Origin of the sequence: Methylophilus sp. Leaf414, assembly GCF_001425425.1 — a bacterium.
GTDB lineage: Bacteria > Pseudomonadota > Gammaproteobacteria > Burkholderiales > Methylophilaceae > Methylophilus.
Map to the genome: position 1 here is coordinate 322784 of NZ_LMQQ01000002.1, position 17749 is coordinate 340532.

Genomic DNA, 17749 nt, shown 5'->3' on the forward strand with positions numbered 1-17749 from the left:
ATTTATCCGTAACGCTTTTTATACTCGTCCTTCAATAGTTGCCTGAACTCAGTCATCGTCATTGATAAAGCACCACCGGGATCATTTTTGCGCCAGCGCCCGATCCCTTTTGGGCCAGCCACTTCGTCGTGTCCCAGCACATAATCAAAATCAAATACACCGGGGTTATTTGCTTTCGCCCATAACAAAAACTCAATCAGCGTTTCCTCCTGCTCCCTGGTGTAAGGCAAGTAAGCGCCTGCCAGGATATTGTCGTGGTTCTTCTCGATCACGCGCACTTTCTGGCTATCCAAAGGTTGTTTGAATGCGGTATCCCAGTAGGTGTAATACTTGCCGTTATGTATCTCCAGTCGTCCTGGATTGGTGATTTCGATACCGACCAGGAAATTGGAAACGCCACTGCGCTTTTCACCCGCAATCGTCCACGCACTTTCCCCGGCATGGTAACCCCACTGGTTTAGCGGGTTGGCCTGCACAAATCGACCATCGGTGCCTATGCTGCAAAAGAAATAAGGGCTATCCGAAATCGCACTGATTGCATTCTCCAGCCCCTTACTGTATTGACCGGCGGTGAAGTGCACAATCGCGCCATAAGGGTAGCCTTTGGGGTATTCCCCTTTTGCAACGCGGCGTATATCAGTGCGCACCAGCGCTTCCGGGTACCACAGTTTTTTTTCGCCTGGCGGATAACGCTTTTTTTCCGGGGTTGCCGCCTCCGCTGGCATGGGTTGGGGATGATGGCTGGGGCGTGGAGGTTCAGGTGGGGCAAATTCTTGTGGAATCGGTTCTTCAAGCAATTGCGACAAAATTTCAATCTGATGCAGCGCCAGGGCATCGACTTTAGGGTCAGAAGCTAATCTGGCAATTTGCATGGCTGACCAGCGTAAAGTGTAGAGCTTGGCTTTATCCATCTGAGTCTCCTTGAGCGTTTATATTTATGGTTTATGTGCCGCCAGCTTTTCATTTCAATGGCAGCCATAAGAGCTTTCATGGCATGAGTCACTGGGCACCAGCATCATGCTGGATTTATATTAGCCAACATTTCTTAACACTGATACCTCGAACCCATTTTTTAGCGCATACAGAAAGCAAGTTGTTGTTATTAAGTATGTTTTTTGTTGCGATGGACAAGGTGCGGGCAGGGAATCGGCTAAAATAGCGCTTTCCCTTTTTAAAGATTTGGCTGAGATTTCGGTGATTAAAGCAGCAATTTTTGATATGGACGGTCTGCTGATCGATTCCGAACGCATCATTATGCAAGGCTGTATCCAGGCCGCAGCAAGCATAGGGATTACCTACACTCAGGCCGAGTATGTAGAACTGGTGGGCCGCATATGGACGGATTCCACCCGGCTGATGACGCAGCAACTGGGCAGTGAAGAGAATTTCCAGCATGTGATGCGGGGTCTGAATACCTACCTGGATGCCTGCAACCATGTGTTCCCGCTCAAGCCCGGCGCGCTCGCATTGTTAAAGTATTACCAGTCGCAAGGCATTATCTGCAGTGTGGCGTCATCATCGCCAACGCCGCATATTACGCATCGTTTAACACATACCGGTGTGCTGGATTACTTCAGCCATGTCACCAGTGGCCAGGAAGTCACCCGTGGCAAACCCAACCCGGATATTTATCTGTTGGCGTTGCAGAAACTGGGTTTACAAGCAGAGGAATGCATTGCATTTGAAGACAGCGAATTAGGCGCGCAGGCCGCGATTGCTGCCGGGCTGCGCGTAGTTGTGGTGCCGGATTTAAGACAGCCGAGTGCGCTGGTGCGCAGCAATGCCCACCAGGTGGTGGAAAATTTGCAGCACTGGCTGGACAACCACCAGTCGCTGGCGGGTTGCGTTATTTAAGCGGGCTTAAGAGCCACAGTTTTTCCTGCGCCGGAAACTTCCCTTTTAAACCCGTCGGCAGGACTTCATCTGCAAGTAAGTGAATGTTGTAAGTTTGTGCATAGTGCGCTGCCACTTCTTCAGCACTGACATTGAATGGCGGCCCTTCTGCCAGCGATTGATCGTAGTGAAAGCTGATCAATAATTGAGGTGCGCCGTTGGTGAGCTTGATCAGATGCTGGCTATAACGAATCCGCATCTCCGGTGGTAGCGCAATCAGGGCCGCGCGGTCATAAATGGCATGTATGTTACCTAGTAGCGCCTTATCCAGCGCAAAGAAATCACCCTGGAAAATATCAATATGCCCAGCGCTGTAGTGTCGCAGCGAACCGCATTGGGTAATGGTCGGCGTAACCCCCAATTCTGTGAATAAAGTATCCACCGCTAACTGGCTGAGTTCGGCACCGGCCACGCGTATACCTTTAGAAAGCAGCCAGTGAATATCCAGCGTTTTGCCGCATAAAGGAATGAAAACGCGCTGGCCGGCTTGCAACTCAAGCGCCTGAAAATGCGCCGCTAATAACGGATTGACTGCACTCAGGTGAAAGCCAATTTGCTGGTTTTGCCAGCGTTGGTGCCAGAAATCGTGTTGCATAAAGTATTCGCGACAGAAGGGTATGATTGCCGATAGTATAAATCAGCATGCTGCCTAACATCTCAGTGATCGTTGACGATGACTACACGCCGGAACCCTGACTCAGTTTAGCCTGCGCCTCCAGTACGCCTTCTTCTACCCCTGCAGCCGCAGTGAGCTTGGCGACATTATCGCGGGTAAAAAAGCCATCGAAGCCATCATAACGTTGTACATATTCAATAATCAGTGACGAATGCTCAGAAGCATTGGAAAAAATCTGTTTCAGCCCTTCTTCCTTGGAGCCAATCACATCCAGCAAAAAGCCTTTACCCTGTGCGGCGATGGCATCGACCACAAACTCAATGTTTTCCATGCCATCGCGCATGCCGTCTTTGACTGATAACGCCACATGGTGCAGCCTTGGCCCATAGTTGCGCACAAAGGTTTCGGTAGGAGAGGCCAGTTTGCCCAAATGATTGACGAAGTAGGGCGTGTTGTTAGCAGTAAACACTTTGGCCGGGCTCTTGGTTTCGGCCAGACCATGCACGCTCTTGGTCACATTGGTAGAGGAGTTCTGATCCCAGATGTTGTAAGCACCCCAGAAATAGTAGCTGGACCAGGATAAGTATTCGAGGATAGCCACTTCCCGGTTCTGACTGTAGACACGGGTCGCCAGGTGGTCCACCGGCAAAATCAAATCATCTATACGCAGTCTGGCCTGCTGGTTTTTGGCTGCATCGTAAGCTGCCTGTACATCAGGGCGTATGGTGCTGGTACCCAGTGCATACACGCGTAACTCACCAGGCTGCCGCTGCATGTAGCCGACAATATTATGCGTATATGGCGAAGGTTTACTGACGGCGACATTATCCGGCAGCTCCATTTTGCGCACCTCATCACGGGTGAAGAAGCGGAACTCGCGGTCTTCCTGCAATTTGACCACCTCATGCATATTGGTGACGCGGATAATTTCGCCCATATAACGACTATTCGGCTTGCGTGCGCCCACCGGGTAAATTTCATTTAAAGAACGGAAAATGCCACGGAAGTTAGGATCTTTGACCTCACGGATCAGCAAATCCGGTGAATCCAGGTCTATGCGCAGCACATGTGTCCAGTGCTGTTCGCTCTCCAGCGTCACCAGGTAGTGGTAAGACGTCATCAGCGATAATTCTGCAATATATTGAATCGAATGATCAGGGTCGACTGTGATCATCAGCGCGTCGATTTCCTGGATCAGGTCAGTCAATCCGACCCGGTCACGCTCTTCCAGCAGTTTTTGCAGATACTCCTCAAAAAAAGCCGAGTTTTGTTTGTCGCCATGGCGGGCGAACTGGAATGAATTAAAACGGGATAAAGTATTCATGGGCGCTATCAGGTTATGTCTTGATCCCTATTAAGCAAGGCTTGTACCTATTGCTGCATATGCATAACACAGTGCAAAAATGCTGCTGAACTGTATAAAATCGCCGATTTGAACCAGAACCAGGCCGCAAGAAACAAACAGGGCGCAATAGCGCGCCCTGTTTTAGTGCCGGATTGCGCCAGAAGATAGCGCAAGCAAAAAGAAATCAGCGAGGTTTCAACGAACCACGACGTAAAATCGGGTCATCAAACGCAATACAGCGCCCGACACCTAAAAAGCTCGGGCGCATGCCCAGAGGGCATCCATTGCTACGTTCAAATTGCTCTACTTTTTCCTTGGCGACTTCGGCTTTCTTGGCGTCTTTAAACTCCCAGTAACCATTGGCGTGTAACACCACTTCATCACCATCGGCCGTTTTGGCGTGTATGTCATCTGCTTCATCTTTGGCGGCGAATGCCAGCGCAGGGATTAGCAGGCCAAGAAAAATAAGCTTAGTAAAAATAAGCGTAGATAAGCGAGACATATTGTTATCCTTATAAATAAAGCTTGGAGTTAAACAGAAAAAAGCCAAGTCTTGTTCACTTGGCTTTTTTCAAGCAATTAACTGGCCATGCCATTATGCCTGAGTAAAGCATCCAGGCTAGGTTCTCGGCCACGGAAGGCAACAAACGATTCCATCGCCGGACGCGAGCCACCCTGGGCCAGTACTTCATTCTTGAAGCGGCTGCCAGCTTCTGCAGACAATACACCTAGCTCTTCAAACAGGCTATAAGCATCGGCAGATAATACTTCTGCCCATTTATAACTGTAATAACCTGCTGAGTAGCCACCGGCAAAAATATGGCTGAAGCTGTTCGGGAAGCGGTTCCATTTAGGCGGGCGAAGTACTGCTACTTCATCCCGTACCTGCTCCAGAATATCCAGCGCGGTTTGGTTGCTGTCAGGATCAAAGCTGCTGTGCAGGCGCATGTCGAATAATGAAAACTCAATCTGGCGAACAGTTTGCATGCCAGCCTGGAAGTTTTTGGCAGCGACCATTTTGTCGAAAAGCGCGCGTGGCAGTTGTTCACCGGTATCCACATGCGCAGTCATGTGACGCAATACATCCCATTCCCAGCAGAAGTTTTCCATGAACTGGCTGGGCAATTCCACTGCATCCCATTCCACACCTTTGATGCCCGAGACACTGTATTCATCCACCTGCGTCAGCATGTGGTGCAGGCCGTGCCCAAATTCATGGAACAAGGTAATCACTTCGTCATGCGTGAACAGGGCAGGCTTGCCAGCCACTGGCGCCGAGAAGTTGCAGGTCAGGTAAGCGACAGGCAGTTCAATGCCATTGGCAGTTTTGCGGCGGGTGATGCATTCATCCATCCATGCGCCGCCACGTTTGCCGTTACGCGCATATAAATCCAGGTAGAAATAGGCGATAGGCTGGCGGTTCTGGTCGCTGATTTCGTAAAAGCTGGCGTCTTTGTGCCATAGCGGCGCATCCACCTGGCGAACCTGTACGCCAAAGATGGTTTCCACCACTTTGAACAGGCCGGCTTTTACCTTGTCTTCGGGGAAGTACTGCTTTACTTCCTGGTCAGAGAACGCATATTTTTCCTGACGCAATTTCTCGCTGATATAGCCGGTGTCCCAGGCTTGCATTTCGTCAAACCCAAGTTTGCTTGCATAGGCTTTTAACTCGGCCACATCTTTCTCGGCATAAGGCTTGGCACGCTTGGCCAAGGTATCCAGGAAATCGGTCACCTGCTGCGGTGCATCGGCCATTTTTGTGGCTAATGATAATTCGGCATAGTTTTTAAAACCCAATAACTGTGCTTCTTCCCGTTTGAGTTTCAGCAGCCCGGCAATCAGTGATGTGTTATCCCATTCGGGCTTGCTGAATTCAGAAGCACGTGTGGCGTAGGCGCGGTACAAGGTTTCGCGTAGTGCACGGTTATCGCAGTATTGCATCACCGGCATATAGGACGGAAAGTGCAGGGTAAATAAATAACCGGTTTTGCCATCAGCCTTGGCCGCTTCAGCCGCTGCCTGTAATGCATCTTCCGGTAAGCCGCTCAATTCCGAAGCGTCTGACACCAGGTGCTTGAAGTCATTGGTATTATCCAGGATGTTTTCTTCAAATTTACTGCCCAGCTTGGAAAGCTGCTCCGCGATTTCCTTAAAGCGCACTTTTTCTGCCGGAGGCAGTTCAGCGCCACCGAGTTTGAAACCACGGACTTCATTTTCGATGATTTTCTTTTGTGCCCGGCTCAATTGTGCATATTCAGTGCTGGCCTGAATCGCTTTGTATTTGTTATACAAACGCTCATCCTGTGATAAATCGCTGTAGAAATCGGTCAGCTTGGCCAGGTTATCGTTATATGCTTCACGCAGTTCTGGGGTATTCACCACGGCATTCATATGCCCCACCGGCCCCCAGCTACGCGAGAGTTTTTCCGAGAAGTCTTCTACCGGCTGCACAAAGTTTTCCCAGGTGGCTTGTTCGGGCGAGGTCGCCAACTGCTCAACCAGTGCACGGCCTTCGCTAATCAGCTGGTCAATCGCCGGTGACACATGCGCAGGCTGAATTTCGTTAAATCTTGGCAGGCCGTTAAAAACGAGTAATGGATTCGTGCTCACAACAATGTCCTTTGATGAATGCGTTTGAGTTCAAGCAGTGCTTTAATGATCAGATGGCAATTATTGGCCAAATGTTCACAATTGCGTGATTGTATATTTTGATGATGGTGATGAGTTTTGTTTAATCAAGGCCATTGCCTGAGCATGCACAGGCATCTGTCAGGCAAACTCACCATTAAACTTCCTGACCAGCGGCTCGATTTTTTCGAGATCGCTAAACGATAAGATCTTCTTCGCCTGCCGAGACAGTATCGCTTCTTCACATTGCAAAATCTGGGATTTCACGCTGAGAATCTGGGAAGGATGCATGGACAATTGGCGCATGCCGAGGCCCACCAATAAGCGTGTCAGCCGAATATCCCCCGCCATTTCGCCACACACGGAAACCGGTTTGCCATATTTTTCTGCGGCTTGTATAGTCATCTGGATCAGCTTTAAAACTGCCGGATGCAGCGGGTTATACAAGTGCGCCACTGTATCATCGGCACGGTCGATCGCCAGTGTGTACTGTATCAAGTCATTGGTGCCAATCGACAGAAAATCCAGTTCTTGCGCAAACGCTTCGGCGTTGATGGCCGCAGCAGGAATTTCAATCATGCCGCCCAGGGCAATCTGGTCGTCGAAAGGAATATTCTGCTGGCGCAGTGAATCTTTGGCGCGTTGTAACAACAGTTTGGTCTGGCGCAATTCTGCCAGCGTCGACAGCATGGGAATCAGGATTTTGACTTTTCCGTAATGTGAGGCGCGCAATAAAGCACGAAACTGCGTATGGAAAATATGCGGTTCGGACAGGCAATAGCGTACTGCGCGCAAACCGAGTGCCGGGTTAGTGGCAGTCACGACTTCATCAGGATGTAATTGTTTATCGGCACCGATATCCAGCGTACGTATGGTCACCGGATAGCCTTTCATGGCCTCGGCGACATGTTTGTACGCTTCAAACTGCTCCTGCTCACCCGGCATTTCGCGCCTGTTCATAAACAGGAATTCGGTACGGTACAAGCCTACGCCTACCGCCCCTGAGGCTTTGGCGCTGACCACATCTTCAGGCACTTCAATGTTGGCAAAAAGGTCAATCGCAATACCATCTACCGTGACTGCCTTGGTGGTTTTGATGCGTTGCAGTTTTTGCTGTGCCAGCTGCCACTGGTTTTGCTTGAGCTGGTATTCGGACAGCACTTCCGGGTCGGGATTCACAATCACCACGCCCTGGGTGCCATCGACGATCATCAGCTCGCCGTCATTGATCAGGTCGCGTGCACGCTGCAGGGCCACAATAGACGGGATATTGAGGCTACGCGCCAGGATCGCGGTATGCGAGGTGATACCGCCGACATCGGTAATAAACGCGGCAAACTGGTGATGCTTGAACTGGATAGCGTCGGCTGGCGAGACATCATGTGCCACCAGGATCATGGCGCGCTCTTGTTTAGCCTGCTGTTTCTTTTCGCTGGCATCCAGTTGGTCGCGGCCCAGTAAAACCTTGATGACACGCTCTACCACTTGCACCACATCGTGTTTGCGTTCGCGCAGATAAGGGTCTTCTATCGCATCAAACTGGGCGACGATATCATCCATTTGCTGCTTGAGTGCCCACTCGGCATTACATCGCTCCGTGTGGATAATGGCTTTAGGCGCTTCGGACAGCGCCTTGTCGCTTAGCATCGCCAGATGCGTATTGATAAATGCACTCAGTTCGGCCGGCGCATTGACAGGTAACTGAAGTTTGATCTGTTCCAGGTTTTTTTTGACGATATCAATCGCACTTTCAAAGCGTGCGATTTCGACCGGGACAGCTGCGGCAGGCACTTTGAAGTGCACAACTTCCAGCAAGGCATGGGAGATCAGGTGGGCATGGCCAATGGCAATGCCACTGGAAACACCCACGCCGTGCATGCTAAAGCTGGTCAATTATTCACCCTCGCCAAAATAATTGTTGATCAGCGCTTGCAGGGCAGTGATGGCCTGCTCTTCATCCGCGCCGGTGGCTTCAATCTCCACAATGCTGCCTTTGGCGGCGGCCAGCATCATCACGCCCATAATGCTTTTGGCATTCACGCGGCGACCGTTTTTTTCTATCCAGACCTCGCTTTTAAATTGGCTGGCAGTCTGGGTAAGTTTAGTAGAAGCACGCGCGTGCAAGCCGAGCTTGTTGATGATTTCTAAAGAAATTTTGGCCATAAATTATTGGAATTATTGGGTGTGATGACAGGTTGTTTTGGTAAAGTGGACCACCCCTTCGCGGCCACCGCTGAGGGCTTTTTCTATGCAGGCATGCAAGCCTTCGTGACGATAATTAAGCACGCGGACCAGCATGGGCAGGTTTACGCCAGCAACGCCTTCGGTTTCATCCGGGGTCAGCAAGCGGGTGACGATATTGCAGGGCGTCGCGCCATACATATCGGATAACACCAGCACGCCCTGGCCGCTATCTAACTGTTGCACCAGTGCCTGGGCTTTTGGCAGGATTTGCGAAGGGTCATCGTGATTGGATATTTCGAGATAATCCAATTGTACCGGGCGATTTCCCATGACATGGGTCGCGCAATCGATCAGGCTTTGGCCAAAACTGCCATGCGCAATAATCAAAACACCAATCATAGTTTTACTTTCAGAGTCCGTTGTTTAAGGGGATATAACAGCTGCAACCTCATGCAATTCGCGATGACGGATCATCACCTGGTGCAGTTGCTTGAAATACGCCCCCAATTGTTCCACCAGATAGACGGAACGGTGTTGCCCCCCTGTGCAGCCGATGCCAACCGTGACATAGCTGCGATGGTCGTGATAAAAGCTTGGTAGCCATTTTTCTATATAGTGCTGAATATCATGTTGCATTTCAAGCACCATGGGTTCATTTTGCAGAAATTGCTGTATAGGCGCCTGCTTGCCATTGTAAGGACGCAAAATCAGGTCGTAGTGCGGGTTGGGCAGGCTGCGCACGTCAAACACAAAGTCGGCATCTAGCGGGATACCGTGTTTAAAGCCAAACGAGATGAACGATAACACCAGGTTATGCGGACGCACTTCCTGGAAGCCCTGTTCGATTTGCAGCATCCAGTCGCGGGTGTGGTTACGCAAGGCGTTGGATGACAGATTGCTGGTATCAACATGATGGCCGATATTGCTCAGTCCTGACAACAGGTCGCGTTCGTGGGTGATACTTTCAGCCAGTGCCTGGCTAGGCGTGCTGAGCGGGTGTTTTCGGCGGGTTTCAGAAAAGCGTTTGACCAGTGTTTCATGGTTGGCGTCAAGATACAGCAAATGAAACTGAATGCCCTGAGTTTTCAGTGTTTGCAGGATATCGGGTAGCGATTCGATTGCGATGCTGCGGCTATCGATACTCACCGCCACTTTGGCCGCATTCTGGTCGGCCACATGATTCTGGATATGCGGCAGCAGGGTGGCGGGTAAATTATCAATGCAGTAATAACCGCTGTCTTCAAACACGCGCAGCGCGATGGTTTTACCCGAGCCGGATAAGCCGGTCACAATCACCAGTTGCATTTGTGTGACCACCTGTTTGTCATCTTAATTTGCTTTCTCTCAGCATGATTTGTTTTTGCCGTTGCGTCAGCTGCTTGGTGGCGTTTACACCACGTAATAACAACATATGGTTACGCACTGCCGCTTCTACAAGTACTGCAATGTTGCGCCCGGCGGCAATCGGGATAATCACTTTGCTGACTTCTACATCCAGCAGACGCTCGGTATGACGGTTGGCACTTAATCTATCCAGTTCCAGCGGGTTCATGCCGTCGGCCAGTTCCAGCTGGATCATCATATCCAGCGGCTTGGTTGGTTTGACCGCATTATCGCCATACAGTGCGCGGATATTCAAAATACCAAGGCCGCGTACCTCGAGAAAGTCCTGCAACAATTCCGGGCAACGGCCTTCGACCCGTTCCGGCGAAATACGGTAAAAATCGACGATATCGTCAGCTACCAGGCGGTGGCCGCGTGAAATCAGTTCCAGCGCCAGCTCGCTTTTACCAATCGCGGCATTGCCGGTAATCAGCACGCCAAACCCTTGCACTTCCATAAATACGCCATGCAGGCTGGTGGTTTCCGCAGTAGCGACGGCCAGGTAATGGCCAAGCAATTCCATTAGCTGCGGGCTGATCATGGGTGTGGTGAATAAGGGTACCTGGTTTTGCTGCGCTGCTTCCAGCATGGTCGGCGGCACTTTTTCGCCATTGGCGACCACCACCATGGCGAGATCGGTAGAAAATAAATTGGTGACAGCCTGTTGCAGCGCCAGGATAGTGAGGCCACCAAGGTAATCCATTTCCGCACAGCCCAACACTTGTACGCGGTTTGGATGGACAAAATTTAAATGCCCGACCAACGCCAGTGACGGCTTGGTCACAGTGCCGGAATTAAGGATTTTTTTGCCGCCGGATTCGCCCGCCACCCATTTCAATTTGAGTTTTCCGCGAATTTGCTTGTACAAGTCGGCCACTGAGATTTGTGCCATGTATGTCCTGAACCAGTTGCAACAAAAAGTCGAATCTTATTTTACAACCGAAAGTTGTTGCTGGGGAGTCAAACGAGGTAAAAGTACTGAAGTATAGGGAGGGTGATTTAATTCTCTACCCGGGTGGGTAGAGAAGGATGAAACTAAGGCTAAGTAATTAAGTTAGGCACTTAACTGATGCTTCACAGCACCACCGGATTTATGATGGTCGCCGTTTTTTTCCTTGTGTTTCAATACCTGTCGGTCAAGTTTGTCAGTAAGCATATCTATCGCACTATACATATTTTCATCTGCGCAGGCAGCGTGTAAATCATTGCCTGGAACATGTAGCGTGGCTTCAACCTTTTGGGCGAGCTTTTCTACAGACATGGTGACTTTGACATCAATCACATGGTCGAAGTGATTGCTGATGCGCGAAAATTTGGATAAAACGTATTCGCGCAATGCCGGAGTGATTTCTAAATGATGTCCTGTAAGTTGTAAATTCATGACAAACTCCTTTAGTGAAAAAGATCCCATCCTGTTCTCAATTGCCTTATCAATTGGGCGGCCGGGACAAGTTCAGTGTACTCTTTTGAAAAACAGATGCAACCCGGAATAGCACTGGTTTTTTGATGCTGATCAGGCGTTTTGCGGATGCCCATGCGCGTAAGATATTGAAATAACTACATAAACTGTAAGGTAATGAACAGTTATATTTATTGCGTTTTTCTTAAAGTAAGATTAATGCGCTGGGCGCCAATGACAGGATGCAAATCAGGTTTTATAGTGGTAATTCCGTGGTAAAAACGCCGGCTGGGCCCCCCCCAAACCACAACATCGCCATGATTTAATGGCACTTTGATAGATTTGTCACTGCGTTTGGCCCCGCCAAATAAAAACGTAGCCGGAATGCCTAGCGATACCGAGACAATCGGCTGCGAGAAATCCTTTTCATCTTTATCCTGATGCAAACCCATCTTGCTGCCTGGTTCGTAGATATTAATCAGGCAGCTATCTGGCACAAACTGTATATAACCGGCAGCTTGAGCCGCCTCAGCAGCCAACTGCAAAATGACAGGTGGTAAGGTCGGCCAATGTAGATTGTTCGCAGGATTGGTTGCGCTGTAGCTATAGCCTCGCAGACTGCTAACCCAGCCAAAATCACCTATGCTGGTTGTTTTAACCGACATAGGGTAACCGCTGGGTGTCGTCATTTTTTGCGGAGGATGCAACGCTAAATGCTGCTGCAAATAAGGCCAAATCATCCCAATGAATGGCAGGGCGAAGCCGGGTAACCAGAAAGCGCCTTCAGCAAGCTCTACTTGCGAAGATTGTTGTTCAGAAAATAAATCCATCGATAATGATCTTGTATGAAGAAAATGCAAGGTGGGATCGCTGCCAGCGCTCAGTGCATCCACTCAATACGGACATTTTTCTGCCTGGCAAGTTTCTCCATATGCGGAATAGCCCGCTCAAGATGAAAGAGGTAATCAGCAGCAGACTCCTGATGAAAACCCAGCACCATGACTGGCTTATGGGCATTCAATAGTTGCTCGAACAACTGCAATAGCTCTTTGGTGTTGGTGTAATCGGCCAGCGCGGCATTATCAGGGTATTCCATCAGCTCGATGCTGAGTGCATAAGGTTGCTCCAGCGGCGTACTATGCGGGTGCAGTGCTTTTAACAGCCTGATCATGCTGCTGTCCTGGTGCCATCGCCCGGCGAGTAAATTGGCATCGATATTTGAGCTATCCCACTTAAAGCGGTTTGCCTCCAGTGCGGCTTGCAGCTTGGGGCCAGATTGCCAGGCACCGGCACGGAAATGACGTGGCCGCTGAAAGCCATTCGTCACCATTAACTCGCTGCTACACGCAACCAGTTTGGTCAGTTCTTGCTGGCTGTAGGCATACTCAAGGCTCACTGTATAACCACAACTGGCCTGGGCGCAGTCTTCCGGCGTATCAGTGATGGAAGGCCTGGCCTGAAAAGTTATCCCGCAATGCTCTACCAATGAACGCATGGCATGCACATGCAAACCTACCGTGTCATGCGGTAAAAACGTGCTGCGGATATGGCTGCCTATCTGTGCGCGATTGACGCCTGGCTGTATGAAGTAGGCAGGATTGATGAGATGAAGTAAGGGAATGTACGGAAATTTTTCCCGGAAAGAACGCATGGTCTGGAGGTTATCTTCTTCCAGCGATAAACCTTCCCAATCGACAGTCACCCATAGCTGCATGCTGTCTGTCGCCATTGCTGTTCCTGAAATGAGTAATACCACGAACAGCAACCATGTATCGAGTAGACTGCGCATAGACATGCATCCCAATCACATATGATCCCAATAAACGCCGGAGAGTCATTACCTGAGTTGTTCAGATTAGCGCAACTCCACTAATCCTGGGTACATTTAATCGTGTGATTCACCATTTTTCCATCCATTAGCTGTATGGTTTCTTCACCTAAACGACATTTTTTCTCGGCATCCATATGCCATTCGTTCTTGTAGATTTCCGTATAACTATTTCTATCCCATGACCACGTAGATTCGCTACCATGTGTCGCCTCACTCGAAGCTTCACTGATTTTCCTGTATCCGTTTAATTTTTTGTCCAGTACTTCTACCTTGCTGGTGGCTGGCATATGCCAGATCAGTTTTGCTGCACTGCCTTTCATCTGATACAGCCATACCGGGCACGTAGATTCGCTGCATAAACAGGTGCGCGCAGGTTTCACCAGGTAAGCCTTTGCGCTTTTATTCAAGCTCAATAACTCTGCTTCAAACAACTCTGCAGGTTTGTGTTCCGAGCAACTGGCTAGTGCAGATTTACCTACTTCTTTGGTCAGGTGAGAAATGATAGAGGCAGGAATTTTAGCCGGGTTTTTGAACTGCTCTTTGGTGCTGAACGTTTCATCCGCCTGGGCAAGCATCGCGTTAAACAATAGAAAAAATAGTGCTGCGTTTGCAGCTAGTGATCTCATGGTTACAAACATTATTATGATGCCTTTTAAGATTTTTCATGTGGTGAGTAAACCACCGCACGAATGTATTTTTAAACTTTAAGACATACGTTTGATGTCTTAACCCATTTGCCGTTTTTCAATTCCTCGATTTCAGCCTCATTACATTTCCTGTCCGGATTCCAGATCCAGACCTGGTTATAAATCTCCTGATACTCGGTGCCATCCCACACATAACGCACTTCATAACCATGGCTGGGTAAGCCGCCAGAAACCCTGATATCCGGGAATCCTTTGGTTTTCTTGTCCGAGAGGGTTAACAAGCCCGCCATAGATGATTCAAAAATCACTTTCGCTTTTTGGGGCAAGGTATCAAACACCCACATCGGGCATTCGTCATTACTGCAAAAACATCTTGAGCGTGGTTTTACGACTAAGGCTTTCACAGATGAGTTCAATTCCACAGGTCTGGCTTCAAAGGCTTTGCTAACAATTAACCCCTCTTCTTCACACTCTGCGTACACGCTATCAATTTCTTTGGTTAAATAATTAATCACAGAACCAGGAATAGTGACCGGATAATCAATTGCCTGGTTTGCGCTGATAGCGTCGCCAGCAATGATTGGCGATGAGATCAGAAATAGCAGTGATGAGATAACAAATGGATATATGTGCATGGCGGATAGTGTTAATTGGGTGAGTGAGCTTGGCTACTTCAATACTGCAATATCGCTGAGGCAGGACACATGATAAGCGTTCTTGAAAATAAAACGGCGGGTGCGCCCCATCTATATCGGCAGAGTCGCACGGGGTCAACGACGGCTCATCAGCGAATCACTTCGCGTACTGCCTGATTCACCGCACCCGCGCCGCTATTGTAGGGCAATCAACGCGACTTCTGAAGTGCTTGTGCGATCGGCTGGGCGCGGATATTGATAGCGTATAATGACAGTATGTCCTTGTCCGTACGCCAGATTCTCGCCCATCAGGGTTACGCTTTCCCCAAGTTACTCGCCTTTCGTATCCAGATGGTGTTGTCTTACCAGATGATGATGGTTGCCATCGGCTGGCATATTTACGAACTCACGCACGATCCCTGGTCACTCGGCCTGATCGGGCTGGCAGAAGTCATCCCCTACATGAGTAGTGCCCTGTTTCTCGGCCACGCAGTGGATCATTATTTTTCACGCAAAGGGTTTGCCACTGTCGCCGCGCTGTTTCTTTCAGTAAACGCGGTAATGCTGGTGCTGATCACTTTGCATCAGCCAGCGCATACCGTGATGTGGATTTATGGCACGGTCGCACTGACCGGCTTCGCGAGAGCACTGATTTCCCCTAGCTACAACACGCTGTTTGCACTGATTGTTCCGCGTGCATCGATAGCCAAGGCATCGGGTATCGGCAGTTCCATGTTTCAGATTGGCCTGATTGTTGGCCCGGCGATGGGTGGCCTGTTAGTCGGTTTTGCCAATAAATACGTCGCTTATGAAATATCTGCCTTACTCGCATTGGGTGCGGCCATTTCAGCGATGACCTTGCATGTTAAAGAACATCGCAGCCATACGCCTATGAAAGTGTTTGCCAGTATCGCGGAAGGTTTGCAGTTTGTCCGGCGGACGCAGGTAGTGCTGGCGGCGCAATTGCTGGATATGTTTGCGGTACTGTTTGGCGGTGCGGTGGCGATGTTGCCCGCATTTGTGCATGATGTTTACCAGATGGGTCCAGAAGGGCTGGGTGTATTACGCGCGGCACCGGCAGTAGGCGCGATTATTACCGGCTTGTGGCTGGCGAAAAACCCGATTCATCAGCACAGCGGACGCTGGTTATTGCTGGCAGTGGCCGGATTTGGCCTGTGCATGATTGCCTTTGGCTTAACCACTACCTACTGGCTGGCCGCCGTCATATTGGCGATATCCGGCATGATGGATGCCGTCTCGGTGATTCTGCGGCAAACCATCCTGCAACTGGCAACGCCTGATGGCATGCGCGGGCGGGTGTCTGCCATCAACGGGATTTTCATAGGTTCTTCCAATGAGCTGGGCGCATTCGAATCCGGCCTCACGGCAAGGTTAATGGGGTTGGTGCCCTCGGTGGTATTCGGCGGCCTGATGACGATTGCGGTGGTTGGCGTCACCGCGGTCAAAGCGCCAAAATTGCGCGATCTGCATGTGTCGGAACTGCATTAAACCAGGCTAAACGATGCGTGATCTTGATCAGTTGTTCCAGGCGTTACAACGGTCAACATTCCGCACCAGTTTCCGGCTGAATGCCAGGGATACGCAATACCTGCGGCAAAAAGGCCTGGCGGTGGTGCTGGATCACGCGGAGGCTTTTATTGCGGACCGGCTTGCCCCGGCGGTCATTGCCAATGAGGGTCAGCAAACGCCGATGCGCGGGCATCCGGTGTTTGTGGCGCAGCATGCAACAGCGACTTGTTGTCGCGGTTGTTTGGCGAAGTGGCATAGAATCCCGGCTGGGAGGGTGCTTAGTCTGGATGAACAGGCATATATCGTGGTGGTGATTGAGCGATGGTTGATGCCGTTGGTTTCTGAGTGACAGCACAATCGAATGGACATCTCTTTCTTTTTATCCTGCACTATAAAAATCATTGACTAGCTGCTCTCTAAGTCTTTCTTATCCTAAGACATTCACTGCCTATGCATAGAAATAATCTTGTCATGCCCCTGTTTTAGACTGAACTAGATTGTTTGCAAGTGTTCGGCCAGGGGTGCCGATTGAAGGAACCTGGCCTAAACAGCAATGTTACGGATACCACACGTTATAACACCTATGTATACCAGACCTATGACGTGCCCATTCTCTGGATTTTCTCTTGTTTTGGATTTCTGGCTGCTGAAGCATAGATGCAGAAAAGATGGGCGTCATTAATTCATGCGATATTTTTTAATTTGGCAACTAGTCAGGCCAGTAACGGTCTAGTAATAGAGTGCACAGGAAGCATTTAAGCTTCAACGAGGAGTAGCACAGATGAAAGTAGCAAATATGATGCATTTGATGACGCTGGCAGCGTTATCGGGATGTGCAACAGCAGGTAATCCTGACCCATTGGAACAAGTGAATCGGAAGACTTTCGCATTTAATCAAAAATTAGATGACGTAGTATTAAAGCCCGTCGCTAAAGGCTATCAGAAAGTTGTACCAGGTACAGTAAGGCAAAGTGTCCGTAATTTTTACGCCAATCCGCGTGACTTACTGTCTGCACTCAGTTCTTTTCTTCAAGGTCGGCAAATCGATGGTGCGTCTGATTTAATGCGTTTCGCTACCAACAGTACGATTGGCGTGCTTGGGCTATTTGATGTAGCGACCCCGCTGGGATATGAAAAGCATAACGAGGATTTAGGGCAAGCGCTTGGATACTGGGGAATGGGCTCTGGGGCATATATCGTTTGGCCAATCTTCGGGCCATCTTCTTTAAGAGATACCACGACGCTGGTAAGTAATCTTGCAGTTACTCCGCAAGCACTTGTATCTGATAATTCACTTTATTACTCCCTGACTGCATTACAAATTACCAATGCCAGAAGTGATCAGTTAACGACATCGGAAATTCTTGACGATATTTCAATAGATCAATATCTGTTTGTTCGGGACGCCTATCTGCGTTACAGGGAGTCATTAGTTCATAATGGAAACTTGCCTGCTGACCCGGATTTTGAGTAAAAATCCTGTTATTTCATCTCGCTCTGCACATTTATACTGAAGTAAACGCGGCCTATAACTAAAGGTCATTCCTGTGAAGGGTGTAGCATGGGTTTCCATAGAGCATTCACTGTGCCTGCGAATAGACTGACTTATGCAAAAAAGTATTTCCTGATAGATTTCATCTTTCTTTTTCGCCCCTAGG

General features: G+C 49.5%; 19 protein-coding genes. 4 read left to right on the plus strand and 15 right to left on the minus strand.

The features are described 5' to 3' along the window. Nucleotides 1-2: 2 nt before the first annotated feature. Nucleotides 3-911, minus strand: coding sequence for an N-acetylmuramoyl-L-alanine amidase (locus ASG24_RS05900; RefSeq protein WP_055868868.1), 909 nt, complete (start codon nucleotides 909-911; stop codon nucleotides 3-5). 283 nt (nucleotides 912-1194) lie between these two features. Here ASG24_RS05900 and ASG24_RS05905 point away from each other — a divergent pair, with 283 nt between their 5' ends. Beyond that, nucleotides 1195-1854 carry an HAD family phosphatase gene (locus tag ASG24_RS05905; RefSeq protein ID WP_055869381.1) on the plus strand — a complete coding sequence of 220 codons (660 nt, stop codon included), beginning with the start codon at nucleotides 1195-1197 and terminating at the stop codon, nucleotides 1852-1854. On the opposite strand, the gene tmpT is transcribed toward ASG24_RS05905, so the two are convergent. From tmpT to ASG24_RS05975, 14 genes are all read right to left on the minus strand, one after another. Next, the gene (gene tmpT, locus ASG24_RS05910) at nucleotides 1847-2488 is read right to left on the minus strand and encodes a thiopurine S-methyltransferase (RefSeq protein WP_055868869.1); all 642 of its coding nucleotides are present in this window, start codon (nucleotides 2486-2488) and stop codon (nucleotides 1847-1849) included. The two genes, ASG24_RS05905 and tmpT, sit on opposite strands and share 8 nt — an antisense overlap. A gap of 82 nt (nucleotides 2489-2570) precedes the next feature. Then, nucleotides 2571-3833 carry a hypothetical protein gene (locus tag ASG24_RS05915; RefSeq protein ID WP_055868870.1) on the minus strand — a complete coding sequence of 421 codons (1263 nt, stop codon included), beginning with the start codon at nucleotides 3831-3833 and terminating at the stop codon, nucleotides 2571-2573. Nucleotides 3834-4038: 205 nt separating this feature from the next. Continuing rightward, a complete protein-coding gene (locus tag ASG24_RS05920; RefSeq protein WP_055830371.1) occupies nucleotides 4039-4356 on the minus strand; it encodes a hypothetical protein in 318 nt (105 codons plus the stop codon). Between the two features lie 77 nt (nucleotides 4357-4433). Next, entirely contained in the window at nucleotides 4434-6464 is a 2031-nt protein-coding gene (locus tag ASG24_RS05925) for a M3 family metallopeptidase (RefSeq protein ID WP_055868871.1), read from the minus strand. A gap of 159 nt (nucleotides 6465-6623) precedes the next feature. After that, nucleotides 6624-8375, minus strand: coding sequence for a phosphoenolpyruvate--protein phosphotransferase (gene ptsP / locus ASG24_RS05930; RefSeq protein WP_055868872.1), 1752 nt, complete (start codon nucleotides 8373-8375; stop codon nucleotides 6624-6626). After that, nucleotides 8376-8645, minus strand: a complete 270-nt coding sequence (locus ASG24_RS05935) for an HPr family phosphocarrier protein (protein ID WP_055830364.1) — start codon at nucleotides 8643-8645, stop codon at nucleotides 8376-8378. Nucleotides 8646-8657: 12 nt separating this feature from the next. Next, complete coding sequence (locus tag ASG24_RS05940) at nucleotides 8658-9065, minus strand: PTS sugar transporter subunit IIA (RefSeq protein WP_055830362.1); 408 nt, start codon at nucleotides 9063-9065, stop codon at nucleotides 8658-8660. 24 nt (nucleotides 9066-9089) lie between these two features. After that, nucleotides 9090-9971: an RNase adapter RapZ gene (gene rapZ / locus ASG24_RS05945; RefSeq protein ID WP_055830360.1), complete on the minus strand. Its 882-nt coding sequence runs from the start codon at nucleotides 9969-9971 to the stop codon at nucleotides 9090-9092. Nucleotides 9972-9990: 19 nt separating this feature from the next. After that, complete coding sequence (hprK, locus tag ASG24_RS05950) at nucleotides 9991-10941, minus strand: HPr(Ser) kinase/phosphatase (protein WP_055868873.1); 951 nt, start codon at nucleotides 10939-10941, stop codon at nucleotides 9991-9993. A gap of 162 nt (nucleotides 10942-11103) precedes the next feature. Further along, nucleotides 11104-11430 (minus strand): ribosome hibernation-promoting factor, HPF/YfiA family, encoded by a 327-nt coding sequence (gene hpf / locus ASG24_RS05955; protein WP_055830357.1) that lies wholly within the window; start codon nucleotides 11428-11430, stop codon nucleotides 11104-11106. A gap of 209 nt (nucleotides 11431-11639) precedes the next feature. Next, entirely contained in the window at nucleotides 11640-12278 is a 639-nt protein-coding gene (alkB, locus tag ASG24_RS05960; protein ID WP_055869384.1) for a DNA oxidative demethylase AlkB, read from the minus strand. A 50-nt stretch (nucleotides 12279-12328) separates the two neighbouring features. Next, nucleotides 12329-13237: a hypothetical protein gene (locus ASG24_RS05965; protein ID WP_235562326.1), complete on the minus strand. Its 909-nt coding sequence runs from the start codon at nucleotides 13235-13237 to the stop codon at nucleotides 12329-12331. Between the two features lie 80 nt (nucleotides 13238-13317). Then, nucleotides 13318-13917: a hypothetical protein gene (locus ASG24_RS05970; protein ID WP_235562327.1), complete on the minus strand. Its 600-nt coding sequence runs from the start codon at nucleotides 13915-13917 to the stop codon at nucleotides 13318-13320. Nucleotides 13918-13976: 59 nt separating this feature from the next. Beyond that, complete coding sequence (locus ASG24_RS05975) at nucleotides 13977-14561, minus strand: hypothetical protein (RefSeq protein WP_055868874.1); 585 nt, start codon at nucleotides 14559-14561, stop codon at nucleotides 13977-13979. 276 nt (nucleotides 14562-14837) lie between these two features. On the opposite strand from ASG24_RS05975, the gene ASG24_RS05980 reads away from it, so the two are divergent. The 3 genes from ASG24_RS05980 to ASG24_RS05990 all read left to right on the plus strand — a co-directional run bounded on the left by ASG24_RS05980 (nucleotide 14838) and on the right by ASG24_RS05990 (nucleotide 17565). Continuing rightward, nucleotides 14838-16070, plus strand: coding sequence for an MFS transporter (locus tag ASG24_RS05980; RefSeq protein ID WP_055868875.1), 1233 nt, complete (start codon nucleotides 14838-14840; stop codon nucleotides 16068-16070). Nucleotides 16071-16083: 13 nt separating this feature from the next. Then, nucleotides 16084-16440, plus strand: coding sequence for a DUF4186 domain-containing protein (locus ASG24_RS05985; RefSeq protein WP_055868876.1), 357 nt, complete (start codon nucleotides 16084-16086; stop codon nucleotides 16438-16440). Nucleotides 16441-16872: 432 nt separating this feature from the next. Continuing rightward, a complete protein-coding gene (locus ASG24_RS05990; RefSeq protein ID WP_055868877.1) occupies nucleotides 16873-17565 on the plus strand; it encodes a VacJ family lipoprotein in 693 nt (230 codons plus the stop codon). Nucleotides 17566-17749: the final 184 nt, after the last annotated feature.

Bases quoted from the DNA above. Each gene is read 5' to 3' on its own strand.
- hprK (WP_055868873.1), bottom strand. From the start codon at position 10,941: ATGGCACAAATCTCAGTGGCCGACTTGTACAAGCAAATTCGCGGAAAA.
- hpf (WP_055830357.1), bottom strand. From the start codon at position 11,430: ATGAATTTACAACTTACAGGACATCATTTAGAAATCACTCCGGCATTG.
- ASG24_RS05985 (WP_055868876.1), top strand. From the start codon at position 16,084: ATGCGTGATCTTGATCAGTTGTTCCAGGCGTTACAACGGTCAACATTC.
- ASG24_RS05940 (WP_055830362.1), bottom strand. From the start codon at position 9,065: ATGATTGGTGTTTTGATTATTGCGCATGGCAGTTTTGGCCAAAGCCTG.
- alkB (WP_055869384.1), bottom strand. From the start codon at position 12,278: ATGGATTTATTTTCTGAACAACAATCTTCGCAAGTAGAGCTTGCTGAA.
- ASG24_RS05935 (WP_055830364.1), bottom strand. From the start codon at position 8,645: ATGGCCAAAATTTCTTTAGAAATCATCAACAAGCTCGGCTTGCACGCG.
- ASG24_RS05980 (WP_055868875.1), top strand. From the start codon at position 14,838: ATGTCCTTGTCCGTACGCCAGATTCTCGCCCATCAGGGTTACGCTTTC.
- ASG24_RS05990 (WP_055868877.1), top strand. From the start codon at position 16,873: ATGAAAGTAGCAAATATGATGCATTTGATGACGCTGGCAGCGTTATCG.
- tmpT (WP_055868869.1), bottom strand. From the start codon at position 2,488: ATGCAACACGATTTCTGGCACCAACGCTGGCAAAACCAGCAAATTGGC.
- ASG24_RS05975 (WP_055868874.1), bottom strand. From the start codon at position 14,561: ATGCACATATATCCATTTGTTATCTCATCACTGCTATTTCTGATCTCA.
- ASG24_RS05900 (WP_055868868.1), bottom strand. From the start codon at position 911: ATGGATAAAGCCAAGCTCTACACTTTACGCTGGTCAGCCATGCAAATT.
- ASG24_RS05920 (WP_055830371.1), bottom strand. From the start codon at position 4,356: ATGTCTCGCTTATCTACGCTTATTTTTACTAAGCTTATTTTTCTTGGC.
- ASG24_RS05915 (WP_055868870.1), bottom strand. From the start codon at position 3,833: ATGAATACTTTATCCCGTTTTAATTCATTCCAGTTCGCCCGCCATGGC.
- ASG24_RS05970 (WP_235562327.1), bottom strand. From the start codon at position 13,917: ATGTTTGTAACCATGAGATCACTAGCTGCAAACGCAGCACTATTTTTT.
- rapZ (WP_055830360.1), bottom strand. From the start codon at position 9,971: ATGCAACTGGTGATTGTGACCGGCTTATCCGGCTCGGGTAAAACCATC.
- ASG24_RS05965 (WP_235562326.1), bottom strand. From the start codon at position 13,237: ATGCGCAGTCTACTCGATACATGGTTGCTGTTCGTGGTATTACTCATT.